Source organism: Parasphingorhabdus sp. (assembly GCF_039939955.1).
Classification (GTDB): domain Bacteria; phylum Pseudomonadota; class Alphaproteobacteria; order Sphingomonadales; family Sphingomonadaceae; genus Parasphingorhabdus.
This window is the reverse complement of record NZ_JBDVHS010000006.1, coordinates 593,672-606,103: the sequence shown is the minus strand read 5'-3', so window position 1 is coordinate 606,103 and position 12,432 is coordinate 593,672. Positions and strand designations below refer to the sequence as shown.

Sequence of the window (12,432 nt, the reverse complement as noted above, 5' to 3'; positions counted from 1 at the left end):
ACCTGCTATGCGCCGAGCCGTTTAACCGGACGTTAGCTTTCCACTGTTATTCTGCCGCCAAGCCCTAAAAAATAAGAGGCGAGGATGGTAAACCAGGAATTTGAAATTCTGATCGCTTTTGCGGCTATTGTCGTAGGTATCGGAATGTTTTGGATGGCACGCAGCCAGCCCGATTGAACGGACTGACTGCTGCCGATCCGCATTAGAACCTTAGTTTGAAACCGGCTCTGGCCTGCCACCGCCATGCATCGGTGGTGCCGAGTCTCGTGGTTTCCCCATCCAATACTTGATCACCCGAACTGGGGTTGATGATCTGCCCGATATCCGAAACATAGCTAGCATCAGCGCCAATGGTGAATTTCAGGTTTCGAGATACGTCGAACTCCAGACCAGCGGCTACCGTTCCGGCAAAGCTGGTACCCGAATCATCTTCCGCAAATGTCAGAGTGAAATTTTGGTCCGCAGGAGGACATAGCGCGCACATATTCCACTCTGTCGCATCCATGTCGGTTTCACGATAATAGAGACCACCAGCTACTGACCCTGTGGCGGACACGCCTTCGGCGACGGGAAGGCGGCCGTTCAATATGCCACCCAGCCCGAATAATCTGTCCTGGACGGTTTGATCTCTACCCTGTGTTATCGGCGTACCGAATACATTGGCATTGGTCTCGCCTCTGAAACTACGGTCCATGAACAGCGCGTTGATGAATAATGTGGCGGTGGAGGCAAATGCTCCTTCGGTAGCGATCGGTGTTGTGACCGAGAATTTTACCTCATGTAGATTGAAATCGGCTTCGTTAAAGCCACTCAAGCCCCGATTGCCGATATTGAGCCCCGTCGAACCGCTAGGCGATAGTGCACCATAGACATTGCCGACATCAATCGCGCCGCCTGCCGGTATATCAAAGTCTTTGCGCGCGTCCCCTTCACTATAACCGTAGTGAAATCCGCCGGTAAGGGAGTCTGTCAGTTCAAAATGGACTCCGGCAGATATGCCGGAGCTGTCGAATTGTGTCGGCGCTGTATCGGCGAAGGTTTCCGTGCCGGGCCCGGTGGATTGAAAGCCCGTACCCACCGTAGCATCACCGAATGTCAGAGACCCAAAGCCAGCTGAGACATATGCTCCCATATTGGATTCTACGACCAAGTCAGGGTTCGGGGCAGATGTCCCTGTCCCGGGAATTTTCGCGGTGTGATCGCTTCTAAAGGGCCCGCTAACTTCGTATTCGGCAGAGGTATTTACGGGCTGGCCGCTATCATCAAGAGCAAGTTTATCCCTATATGTGGTCGCGTCTTTTATCGAATATTCATTGCTTCCCGGCTTGGGTTCCCTCTCGATCATCGCCAATTCACTTGCCGTTGGAGGGCATTTGAGCTGGGACGGAAAGATTGCCCCGTCGATTGCCGGGTCCAGTTTTTCTAGCTGGTTGATAGCATCCGCTTGATCCAGGTCAGGATCGTTGGTGAGCAAACGTTCGCGCAAATCTTTGCGGATCGCGTCGAGTTCACGCAATCGCGCGAAATGATGTTCGTAGCGTTGCTGGTAATCGGCAGCTTCTTCACTTGTTGCGGTTCTGCATGCCTCTACCAAAGACTCCAGATCGGCACGCACGTCGGATGCCCGGGGCAAGCGGCGGGCATTATAGACCTGATCGGGCAGTGCCTGGACGGCGAGATCAGGGTCGGGTATTCCGATGCTGGCGTCGGCGCTGCAGCTCAGCGCATCTGGCGCTTGAAGAATCTCGATCCGTTGCAGATCGGATGCTGTCAATCTGCCTCCATTGGGAGTGATCCATGGAATGCCGTCGGCAAAATGCTGCGGTATTTGATCGAATCTGCCTCGATATTCATCTTTCAGTCCCCGCACATTCATCGGGCTGATGACGCCGGGCGTCGCGTTTCGACCAAATGCAGGGTCACCTTTGTTGATCACACAAAGACTGTTGATATCCTCGATCCGTTTTAAATTTGCCTCAAAATTCTCTTCATCAAGAGCTGAAATTGGACCGGCAGTTTGCTTGATTGCGGTTTCCCGTGCCTGTGCCGGTATCGCGGTCCCCGCCAATAATATCGATATAGCTAATTGAATGCGTTTCATGATTCACTCCCTGATATTCCAAATATGACCCTTGGAAATCGGGATATGGGCCGAGCAAATGCGGCACATCATGCATTTGTATTACACTCGGCTATTGGGGGCTAGCGACCGAAGACCTTGCGCAAAAGATCGGTCTGGCGATTGGAACCTGTTTTCTCCAACACGCGCTGCATGTGGACGCGGGCGGTGTTTACCGAAATATTATGTGCTGCGGCATGTTCGGGCACAGAGAGACCCCCAACAACACTATCGACCATCTTGATTTCTGCTGGCGTAAGCTTGTGGGTTTTTCCAAACGCTTCAAAGTCGATGAGCTGGTTCTCGCTCGACTGGCGTATGCGGCCTGTAATATCGTCGAGTATGTCCGGTTCAAGGTTCGCTAATATTTCTTCGATCCGTTCCGCCCAGACGGGTTCGGAGCTAATTTTTACGCCGTCTCCGCGAAACTGGTTGAGGAATGGACGAATGAAATCGAGCTGCTTTGCCCGTTCCTTTGAACTTTCATCCTCTTCTGCCATGATCGATGCTCTATCATTATTGCCCTAAACATCATAGAAGGACGGTTATGGACGTCGCCGTAACAAAATATCCCGCGATTGTAGACAGCGATATTGATATCCGGTTGTTGGAGCTGGAAGCTAAGAAAATTGCTCAAGCCATTGGCTCGCAAATAGCGCCTTTAACGAAATCGATTTCTGATTTTGGTGCACGGGTTGAAAACCGGATCATCAAGGCAGCGCTTTTGCGGGCAATGAAACCGGCATTTGAAAATGCCTATGACCCATCGAAAGTCGCCCGCTTATTGTCGGCTTATCGAACCGCGACGGCGCAGGGGCGATATGGAGTGTTCAACCCCGTGATGCAGTCACCGCCCGACACGCAGCTGTTGTTTGATGCTGCTTCGCCGGTCGCTGATGACTACGCCTATGCTGACTGGCCAGAAGGCGAAGCCGACGAGCCGATATTATTCTACGTGCCCGGCGGTGGCTTCATCCTGCCGCCGTCACCCAAGCAGGTCGCATTGGCTTTCCGTTTGGCGGAACATTGCGGTTGCGAGGCGGTGATCGGCAAACATCGTTTGGCGCCGGAATATCCATTTCCTATTCCCGCCAATGATCTCGCCGATCAATATGCGGCGATGCTGGAGTCGGGGGTTTCTGCCAGTCAGATCATCCTGTCCGGTGATAGTGCCGGGGCAACTCTGATCATGGCAATGCTCCTGGAGCTGCGTAAGCGCGGACTGCCTATGCCATGCGGCGCAATTCTATTCTCGCCATGGGGCGATCTGGCGATGCGCGGATGGTCCTATATTTCCAAAAGCATGAGCGGCAGCAGCCCTTTCCGTATGGAAGCGGCGGCTTTCAGCGCAAAACTCTATCTCGGCGATACTTTGCCAACCGATCCGCGCGCGTCGCCCGTCTATGCCGATTTACGCGATTTCCCGCCGCTTGCCATCCATTGCAGCCGGCATGACATGCATTTTGATGATGCCGTGCAGCTGGCCGAAAAAGCGGATGATGCCAATGTATCGATACGCATGAACTATTGGGACAGCCCACGACATCATCTGGAACGCTTTGGTTCCAAAGATGCCAAGAAAAGCTTTGATCTGGTCGCCGAATTTATCAATGCGCGGGTGAACCGCACCGGTTGAACCGTTATTTCGGGCTGAGTACCATCAACATCTGACGGCCTTCCAGCTTAGGATAAGCCTCGACCTTCGCGGTTTCCTTCATGTCTTCCTGTACCCGTACAAGCAATTGCATGCCGAGTTGCTGGTGCGACATTTCGCGACCACGGAAGCGAAGGGTTACCTTCACCTTGTCACCATTGTCGATGAACTTGTTCACGTTGCGCATTTTGACGTCATAATCATGATTGTCGATATTCGGACGCATCTTGATTTCTTTGACGTCTTGAACCTTTTGCGTTTTTCGCGCGGCATTGGCCTTTTTCTGGGCCTCATATTTGAATTTGCCGACGTCGAGGAACTTTGCAACCGGTGGTTGCGCGTTTGGAGAGACTTCGACGAGGTCGAGTCCAACTTCTGCTGCACGTTCGATCGCTTCGCGCGTATTCATCACGCCAAGGTTCTCGCCCTTGTCGTCGATGACCCTTACGGTGTCGGAATTGATCAGATCGTTGAATCGCGGGCCGCCTTTGACGGGCGGTGTGGGACGGCGAGGTGGTGCAGCTATTTGAATTACTCCTGATTATTGGTCGTGATGGCTCATTAGCGACAAAGCTTAAGCGCCGCAAATTTTTAACAAGCCTTAATCCGTCTAATTAATGGCCCATGGCCTGATGATCAACCATTTCCGGCGCAGCGGTCTCGATACCGCGCTTTTCAAGCCATGCATTCATTTGGGCGATTTCCCGCGTCTGGCTCGCGATCACCGATTCTGCCAGGGCCCGGGTTTCCGGGTCCTTGCCGTGTTTCAAGACAATCTCTGCCATGTCGACGGCGCCTTGATGATGCGGGACCATGCCTTGCATGAAGGCAATGTCGGGGTCGGCATCGATTACGCCCATGCCGACATGCATTTTCGCATTGGCCTTTTCATAGGCTTTCTGGGCTTCGTTTTGCTCCATCTCGGCGGTCTCATCGGCGGCGATGCCGGTTTCTGCTTCATCGGCATTGTCGTTGACGACGACACAACCGGCCAGCAGCAAGGCCGGTACCATCATAATAGCAGCTTTTGATATGGTCATCATGATCCTTTCAAATCCGGCGCCAACGCCTCTTCCTTCAACTTGGAGACCACCTCGTCCAGCGTCAGAAATTCCTGTTCCTTCTGGCCGAGGCGGCGCAGGGCAACCTTGCCTTCCTCCGCTTCGCGCATACCGACGACCAATATGTTCGGCACTTTGCCGACGCTATGCTCGCGCACCTTATAGTTGATCTTCTCGTTGCGCAGATCGGCCTCGACCCGAATGCCAGCGGCTTTCAGTTTTTCGACCACTTGCTCCGCATAGGGATTGGCATCGGTGACGATGGTCGCGACAACGGCCTGTGTCGGCGCTAGCCAGAGCGGCATCTTGCCGGCGAAATGTTCGATCAATATGCCGATGAACCTTTCATAGCTGCCAAAAATCGCCCGGTGCAGCATGACCGGCCGGTGGCGCTCGCCATCTTCACCGACATAGCTCGCATCCAGACGCTCTGGCAGCACGCGATCCGACTGGATCGTGCCAACTTGCCAGGTCCGGCCGATCGCGTCGGTCAGATGCCATTCGAGTTTTGGAGCGTAGAACGCGCCTTCACCGGGCAATTCTTCCCAGCCATATTCTTCGGTGGCCATGCCCGCATCGATCACGGCCTGGCGTAACTCTTCCTCGGCTTTGTCCCAGTCCGCACCCGAACCGAACCGATTTTCGGGGCGCAGGGCCAGTTTGATAGAAAAGCCTTCGAAGCCCATTTCCTTATAGACGCGGTCAGCCAGCGCGCAGAATGCCTGTACTTCCTCCACAATCTGGTCTTCGCGGCAGAAAATATGGGCATCATCCTGCGTGAACTGACGCACGCGCATCAGGCCGTGCAGCGCGCCATGGGGCTCGTTGCGATGGCAGCAGCCATGTTCGAACAGGCGCAGCGGCAAGTCGCGGTAGCTTTTGATGCCTTGCCGGAAAACCAACACATGGGCGGGGCAGTTCATTGGCTTTATCGCCATCATACCCTCGGTGCCGGTGACGACCGGGCCATCGCTTTCGGCATCCGGCACCTCATCGGGCACAGCGAACATATTCTCGCTATATTTTCCCCAGTGGCCGGATTGTTCCCATTGGTGGACATCCATCAACTGCGGCGTTTTGATCTCGTCATAGCCCGCGCCATCAATGGCGCGGCGCATATAGGCTTCCAGCTCGCGCCAGATAACGAAGCCTTTGGCATGCCAGAAGATGCTGCCCTGCGCTTCGGACTGGATATGATATAGGTCCATTTCCTGAGCGAGCTTGCGGTGGTCGCGTTTGGCGGCTTCTTCCAGCCGCACCAGATGGGCGTTCAGCTGTTTCTTGTTGAGCCAGCCGGTGCCGTAGATGCGCGAAAGCTGTGGATTGCGTTGATCGCCACGCCAGTAAGCGCCCGATACGCGCATCAATTTAAACGCCTTGGGATCAAGCTTCCCGGTCGAGGCCAGATGCGGCCCGCGGCACATGTCCATCCAGTCGTCGCCGGACCAGTAGACGGTGATTTCATCGCCTTCGGGTAGCTCTGCCGCCCATTCCGCTTTGAAAGCCTCGCCGTCTTTCTGCCAGCGGGCGATCAAGTCGTCGCGCTCCCAGACTTCCCGGCGCAGAGGTTTGTCGGCGGCAATGATCCGCTTCATTTCCTCTTCGATTTTTGGCAGGTCCTCGTCGGTGAACGGGTCGCCAGCGGGCGCGAAGTCATAATAGAAGCCATCGTCGGTCGACGGGCCAAAGGTGATTTGCGTGCCCGGGAACAGGTTCTGCACCGCCTCTGCCAGCACATGGGCATAGTCATGCCGCGCCAGTTCCAGCGCCTCTTCTTCGTCACGAGAGGTGATCAGCGCGAGTTCGGTATCTTGCTCCAGCGGCCGCATGATATCACGCATTTCGCCTTCGATCCGCGCCGCTAGTGCGGCTTTCGCAAGGCCCGGCCCGATATCGGCGGCAATCTGTGCGGGGGTCGTGCCCTTGGCCACTTCGCGCGCACTGCCGTCGGGAAGGGTGATTGTAATCTGGTCGGTCATCGCATTTTCTCAATATTCATCGTGGAGCGCCATGGCATAGAAAACGCCGCGCCGAAAGATGGTGTCTGTTGTTTTATCCGCGATTTCAGGAAGAGACACCGTCCACCCGAAACCGGGTGGCGGTGGATGCGATCAGGCCGCGACCATCCGTCCCCCGAAATGGGAGGTGATAGTGTTGGTGGTTGTGATCGTCATCGGAGCCATGGAGGCAATCTAGAGCCGGCAGGCCGGAAAAGCAACAATCATCGGGAGGGCGGCCCATGGGGCTCCGGCCCGAATATCAACTACCATATACAAAATGTATGGGAAATTTGACATTTCGGAACGAATCGATCAAATAAGTCAAGGAAGCATGACATAATGTCTATGGAACTTGATGGAGACTATCATGAAATTGAAGAAATGTTCGGGCCGGACCATGACCCCCAATGAGAATATCGCCATGTGGGCGGCGCTCGCCATATTGTTTTTGGGTGCGCTATGAACAGCGAAAAGCCTTCGCGGGGCATCGGGCGAGTACTCTATCGGGTTTTCAAGCTCGATTGGGTTTTTGGAGCTCTGCTGATCATCAGCGGTATCACTCTGGTGCACGAAAATTTTGATCCGGAACCGATGATTGCGGTTGAGCCTATGCTTAAAATAGCCATTCTGGCGGGGCTTACCCTATTGGTCGCATTGATCGTGACGTTTTTCTCGGCTCTGGATCGGCGGCATGCAGAGGATTATTTTTTCCAACTGATGGCGAGCAGTGCCATCGTCGGCATCGTGACCACGATGTTTGTTCATATCATCTGGGACTTTGTCTACGGCCCGCTTCGTGGCGATGGTTTGATGGCGATCATGATGGCTGGCTGGAGCCTCGGATATTTTTTCTATCGCATTCGTGGGTTAAATTCATGAAGAATCGCCTCAAAGTGCTGCGCGCCGAGCGTAACTGGTCGCAAGCTGATCTCGCTGAGCATCTCAAGGTGTCGCGCCAGTCGGTCAATGCAATCGAAACCGGCAAATATGATCCATCCTTACCCCTTGCATTCCGCATTGCGGATCTATTCGATATGCCGATTGAGGATATATTCCAACGCGATTAATGGGCTGGAAAATATATGATGCGCCTAGGCGCGGCTTGTTCTAGGCTGTCCCTATGTCTGATCACGCGAATGTCTGGCTTATTGACAGCGACAGCGCCCTGAAACGCAGGGTGCGGTTGGAGGTGATCGGCAAGAGCTTCATACTCTATGAAAAGCAATGGCGCAGCGAGGCTTATTTTTTCGGAGATCTGGTGTACCGCGGCAGGGAGGGGGACTCCCATGTCTTTGGTCTGGAGGATGGCATCAAATCCCGTCCGAAATGGAAGCTTGGCTTCAAGGGTGATCTGCCCTCTGAACTGGTCACGCTTCTGCCCCAAGCCAAACAGCCTCTGCTATCCAATATCGGCATGTTGATCATAGCGTTTCTTTGTTTGGCAATTGTCTATTTCGCGGCGGCGGCATAAAGCGCAAATATGGAAGATGAAATTTTATATCTCGACCGTCCTGGCGGCGTGTCGCTCGCTTATTGCTACACGCCGCCCAAGGCAGGCGTGCAAGGGACAACACTGGTGTTTCTGCCCGGCTATATGTCGGATATGGAAGGTGGCAAGGCGCTGGCTGTCGATGCCTGGGCAAAGGAACAGGGGCGGGCCATGTTGCGGCTCGACTATGCCGGTTGCGGCGCGAGTGGCGGGGATTTTGAAGATCAAAGCCTGATCGACTGGCGTGAGGATGTGCTGTTTCTGATCGACAAGGTGACCTCCGGTTCGGTGACATTGATTGGTTCCTCCATGGGCGGCTGGCTCATGCTGTTGGTGGCACTGTCGCGGCCTATGCGGGTGAAAAACCTCGTTGGCATAGCCGCTGCGCCGGACTTCACCGATTGGGGCTTCAGCCAGGACCAGAAAATGACCATCTTGCGCGACGGCAAGCTGGAGGAAGAAAGCGAATATTCTGACGATCCCTATGTCACGACCCGGACCTTCTGGCAGTCGGGTGATGGCAATCGTCTGCTCCACAAGGAAATTGCCTTTGATGGCGCGGTGCGTTTGCTGCACGGACAAAAAGATGCCGATGTGCCGTGGGAATATAGCTTGGAGACGGCGAAGAAAATGCGTTCAGACGATGTGCAGGTCCATTTGGTAAAGGACGGTGATCATCGCCTGTCTCGCGATCAGGATATTGCCTTGTTGATTGACGTGGTTTCGCGATTGGGTTGAGATTTCACCGAACCGGAAAGACTATATGCTTACACCGCTAATCCTGCTTCTACAGTCGGTCACTCCCTTCGGATCGCCGGTGGAACCCACCATAGCGCCACCTCCACCCGTTTCGACGGCGCCGATGACGCTCGATGAAGTGCGTTTCAATGAATGTGTGGATCTGGCGATTGATGATCCGGCCAGCGGCATTGCCGAGGCGAACGCCTGGCGGATAGAAGGCGGAAAATATCTGGCGCGCCATTGTCTGGGTTTTGCCTATGCCGAGCAATATAATTGGGAAATGGCAGCAAAAGCCTTTGTTGAAGCAGCGCGTGAAGCGGAACTGGTGCAATATCCGCGGACAGCCAATTTCTGGGCGCAGGCGGGCAATGCGGCACTGGCCAATCAACAACCGAGCAAGGCATTGGAATATCTAAATGCTTCGTTGGTGCAGGGCATGTTGGTGGGGATGGAAAAGGGTGAAGTGCATCTTGACCGCGCTCGCGCCTATGTCGCGCTGGAGCAATATGATGCAGCCCAAACGGAATTTAACTTGGTGCACAAATTGGCCCCCCAAGACCCGCTGGGCTGGTTGCTATCGGCGACATTGGCGCGGCGTACAGGCGATCTTGACCGCGCCAAATCGGATGTGGCGATAGCCGCGAAACTGGTGCGCGCCGACCCGGCTGTCGCTTTGGAAGCCGGCAATATTGCTTATGAAGCGGGCGACATGGCGAACGCAAAGAGCAATTGGGAGCAGGCGGTGAAATTTGATCCGGACAGCTATCCCGCTCAAGTTGCCGCTGGATATCTCGCACAGCTGGTGACCAGCGTCGAAGACTGAAAATGCCTGATATATTCCCGGATTCCTATTTCCGGGCCGACATTCGATAGAATTCGATTTTGCTCACGCCGGACTGGAAAAACGAGACGCTGGCTTGATATTCTGCACTCGCCCGAACCTTTGTAAATCCGTCGAGGCTATCCCATTCGACGAAGGTCAGTTGGGAAGGCGCTGGTTCTGAGGCTTTGTTGGATTCGAGCTGCGGGTTGTACATTTTGTAGATGAACCGCCCCCCGGCGCGTGCCACGGCCGGTTCGATGCCGCTCAGATATTTCTCATATCCATCCGCACCGCCGTCTTTTTTCCAGGCAACAACCAGAGTGTAGCTCTTGTCGGGATCAAAGGTGATGGCCATGTCTTCTGTCGTCTCGGCGCTGAAAATCTTCAACTCGTTCCAGATATCTGGCCGGGTAGCTTTGACTGCGGCCCAGTCGGGATTTGCCGCTAAACCGTCTGCGGACTGCTTGTCCGGATAGGAAAAGAATAGCACGCCGGTCGGCTTATAGTCGCTGATGATCGCGTTATCGACGGTGAGCGCAGCTTCCCGCCTCAGACCATATTCTGCTCCCAGGGGATAGCCGGTTTTATAATAGTTCAGGCGCGCTTTTGTGGCTTCTTCCGAGGTTTTTGCTTCGGATATTGTGACCGACAGATATTGCCCCTTTTTCAAGTTGAGCTGCGTTGCGCCGGTTGTTGATGCCTGCGCCAGACCGGTACTTTGTTCGCCGGTTGCGCAACCGGCAGCAGACCAGGCGATAGCCATTATCGCGGAAATTCTGAGGACTGAGGAGGGGATGGACATGGAGGAATATCTTTCTAATTGCGTCTTTTGACAGGTTATTGCACCATCTTACTCGCTTAAAAATGAAAATTGTGGATAGAAGTTGGCACTATTTGGTGCAATAATGCACCAATGGACAATTGGGATGACTATCGCTTCATATTGGCTCTCGACCGCGCCGGGACCGTGCGTGGTGCTGCCTTGCAACTGGGCGTGACCCATTCGACCGTTTCGCGACGGCTCGCGGTTATCAACAGGCGCTATGCGAAGCCGGTCATGGAACGCATCGCCGGTGGATATCGCAAAACCGACTTCGGCAAGCGGCTGATCGATGCGGCTGAAAAAATGGAAGCGATCAACTTTTCCGCGGATCGGCAGCACAGGGCCGCTGAAACCGAATTGGCTGGACCGATCACGCTTTCGATCCCCGATGTCCTGGGGCAATATTTGCTGCTGGACGATCTCGCTGAATTTTGTGCGGCATATCCCGATATCCAGCTGTCGATTCAAAGCAGCTACCAATTTGCCGATCTTGATCGTTCCGAAGCGGATGTCGTCGTGCGCGGGACCAACAAGCCGCCAGAGCATTTCGTCGGGCGCCGTTTATTTCCTTATGCGCTCAGCCATTATTGCAAGGCTGACTATTTCGAGCAGACGGCTGACGGAGGGCATCAATGGATAACCGGATTGCCCGCCGCGCGGCCGGAAAACTGGATCGCAGACAGTCCCTATCCGGATGCGCCGGTCGGGCTGATGAGCGACGACATCAGCTTTCACTATCAGGCAGCGCTGGCAGGGCATGGAATGATCCGAACCGCCTGCTATATCTGTGATCCGGATCCCCGGCTCATTCGGGTGCCCCATGCGCCACCCCCTATTCCAGCAGCAGACCTCTGGGTATTAACGCATCCGGACCTGCGGGAAACACCCCGGATCAAATTGCTGATGCGTTTTCTGGTGTCTGCCCTGAAATCGCGGAGAGACTTGGTCGAAGGCCGGCTCAATCCAGATAGAAGTTCACCGTCGTGACCACGCGGACTTTCTTATAGGGCGTATCGGTCACGCCATAGCCGCAACCATCGCCGTCGCGGCTGTTGATGCTGAAATAGCCTTGCGTGGCGGATTTATCGAAAGTTGTTCACAACGTTCACGACAAAAAAGCCGCTAGGGTGTTTCTTCAAATACCCCGTCAGTTATTTTATGCTTCTTTCCATTTGTATCGGTACAAACCGCTGTCCCATGCTGAATTTTAAACCTGAATATGATATAGTTTATCGCTTCGTATTGACCGGTAGAGAAGTCACAATATGCTATTCTGTTTGGTTTATTATGAGAGGGGCCAAACTGGATATGCATGGGTTGATCAACTACTTCGCCAGACAAGGTTCCATCAACATGTTGTGTTTTTAAGGCTTTACCTTCGCGCACCCAGGATTCCGCAGTTCCCAATAGTTTGTGGGATGTTGTGACGCCATTCACGCCGAACAATTGGAAATCCATGTTCAATGAACCGGACTTCAAAACATCATCGGTATTTATGCTTTTTCCTTTAGCGGCGACGCAATCGCCTTTTCTGCATATTTTGGCGTCGGAATTCGCCGATAAAATCTTTCCAATCGCTGGGGCCCCGGTTTCGGTCACTTGGACAGTTTGACAAGAAGCCAACGCCAGTGACACCGCTAGCACCACAAATACTGATCGTTTTGGAATTATCATTTATATGTCCAGACTTGTCGCTAATTTCGATCTGCTGTCTAGCTTCAG

At 54.0% G+C, this 12,432-nt stretch carries 15 protein-coding genes and 1 pseudogene; 8 read left to right on the top strand and 8 right to left on the bottom strand.

Features of this window, described 5'->3' with window-relative positions:
• Positions 1-202 precede the first annotated feature (202 nt).
• Together ABJG22_RS14035 and ABJG22_RS14030 are read right to left on the bottom strand one after the other, a co-directional pair.
• The gene (locus tag ABJG22_RS14035) at positions 203-2,101 is read right to left on the bottom strand and encodes a hypothetical protein (RefSeq protein ID WP_348020885.1); all 1,899 of its coding nucleotides are present in this window, start codon (positions 2,099-2,101) and stop codon (positions 203-205) included.
• A 101-nt stretch (positions 2,102-2,202) separates the two neighbouring features.
• Positions 2,203-2,619, bottom strand: coding sequence for a helix-turn-helix transcriptional regulator (locus ABJG22_RS14030; RefSeq protein ID WP_348020884.1), 417 nt, complete (start codon positions 2,617-2,619; stop codon positions 2,203-2,205).
• Between the two features lie 47 nt (positions 2,620-2,666).
• Between ABJG22_RS14030 and ABJG22_RS14025 the strand changes: the two genes are divergently transcribed.
• Positions 2,667-3,755 (top strand): alpha/beta hydrolase fold domain-containing protein, encoded by a 1,089-nt coding sequence (locus tag ABJG22_RS14025; protein ID WP_348020883.1) that lies wholly within the window; start codon positions 2,667-2,669, stop codon positions 3,753-3,755.
• A 4-nt stretch (positions 3,756-3,759) separates the two neighbouring features.
• Here ABJG22_RS14025 and infC read toward each other — a convergent pair whose 3' ends face one another.
• From infC to thrS, 3 genes are all read right to left on the bottom strand, one after another.
• A complete protein-coding gene (infC, locus tag ABJG22_RS14020; RefSeq protein WP_348020933.1) occupies positions 3,760-4,299 on the bottom strand; it encodes a translation initiation factor IF-3 in 540 nt (179 codons plus the stop codon).
• An 88-nt stretch (positions 4,300-4,387) separates the two neighbouring features.
• On the bottom strand, positions 4,388-4,816 hold the full coding sequence (locus ABJG22_RS14015; RefSeq protein ID WP_348020882.1) for a DUF305 domain-containing protein: 429 nt from the start codon (positions 4,814-4,816) through the stop codon (positions 4,388-4,390).
• On the bottom strand, positions 4,813-6,813 hold the full coding sequence (thrS, locus tag ABJG22_RS14010) for a threonine--tRNA ligase (protein ID WP_348020881.1): 2,001 nt from the start codon (positions 6,811-6,813) through the stop codon (positions 4,813-4,815). The genes ABJG22_RS14015 and thrS overlap by 4 nt, the downstream gene beginning before the upstream one ends.
• A 58-nt stretch (positions 6,814-6,871) precedes the next feature.
• Here thrS and ABJG22_RS14005 point away from each other — a divergent pair, with 58 nt between their 5' ends.
• From ABJG22_RS14005 to ABJG22_RS13980, 6 genes are all read left to right on the top strand, one after another.
• Positions 6,872-7,030 (top strand): hypothetical protein, encoded by a 159-nt coding sequence (locus ABJG22_RS14005; protein WP_348020880.1) that lies wholly within the window; start codon positions 6,872-6,874, stop codon positions 7,028-7,030.
• A 263-nt stretch (positions 7,031-7,293) separates the two neighbouring features.
• Positions 7,294-7,713 carry a hypothetical protein gene (locus ABJG22_RS14000; RefSeq protein ID WP_348020879.1) on the top strand — a complete coding sequence of 140 codons (420 nt, stop codon included), beginning with the start codon at positions 7,294-7,296 and terminating at the stop codon, positions 7,711-7,713.
• The gene (locus tag ABJG22_RS13995) at positions 7,710-7,901 is read left to right on the top strand and encodes a helix-turn-helix transcriptional regulator (RefSeq protein WP_348020878.1); all 192 of its coding nucleotides are present in this window, start codon (positions 7,710-7,712) and stop codon (positions 7,899-7,901) included. The genes ABJG22_RS14000 and ABJG22_RS13995 overlap by 4 nt, the downstream gene beginning before the upstream one ends.
• Positions 7,902-7,954: 53 nt before the next feature.
• Positions 7,955-8,305, top strand: a complete 351-nt coding sequence (locus tag ABJG22_RS13990; RefSeq protein WP_348020877.1) for a hypothetical protein — start codon at positions 7,955-7,957, stop codon at positions 8,303-8,305.
• Positions 8,306-8,314: 9 nt separating this feature from the next.
• Entirely contained in the window at positions 8,315-9,061 is a 747-nt protein-coding gene (locus ABJG22_RS13985; protein ID WP_348020876.1) for an alpha/beta hydrolase, read from the top strand.
• 25 nt (positions 9,062-9,086) lie between these two features.
• The gene (locus tag ABJG22_RS13980; protein ID WP_348020875.1) at positions 9,087-9,887 is read left to right on the top strand and encodes a hypothetical protein; all 801 of its coding nucleotides are present in this window, start codon (positions 9,087-9,089) and stop codon (positions 9,885-9,887) included.
• Positions 9,888-9,912: 25 nt separating this feature from the next.
• On the opposite strand, the gene ABJG22_RS13975 is transcribed toward ABJG22_RS13980, so the two are convergent.
• Entirely contained in the window at positions 9,913-10,650 is a 738-nt protein-coding gene (locus ABJG22_RS13975) for a DUF1330 domain-containing protein (protein ID WP_348020874.1), read from the bottom strand.
• A 150-nt stretch (positions 10,651-10,800) separates the two neighbouring features.
• On the opposite strand from ABJG22_RS13975, the gene ABJG22_RS13970 reads away from it, so the two are divergent.
• Positions 10,801-11,697 carry a LysR family transcriptional regulator gene (locus ABJG22_RS13970; RefSeq protein ID WP_348020873.1) on the top strand — a complete coding sequence of 299 codons (897 nt, stop codon included), beginning with the start codon at positions 10,801-10,803 and terminating at the stop codon, positions 11,695-11,697.
• Here ABJG22_RS13970 and ABJG22_RS13965 read toward each other — a convergent pair.
• Positions 11,669-11,794 (bottom strand): annotated as a pseudogene (locus ABJG22_RS13965) (SIMPL domain-containing protein); the annotation flags it as partial. The gene ABJG22_RS13970 and the pseudogene ABJG22_RS13965 sit on opposite strands and share 29 nt — an antisense overlap.
• Before the next feature lie 38 nt (positions 11,795-11,832).
• Positions 11,833-12,384, bottom strand: coding sequence for a hypothetical protein (locus ABJG22_RS13960; RefSeq protein ID WP_348020872.1), 552 nt, complete (start codon positions 12,382-12,384; stop codon positions 11,833-11,835).
• Positions 12,385-12,432: the final 48 nt, after the last annotated feature.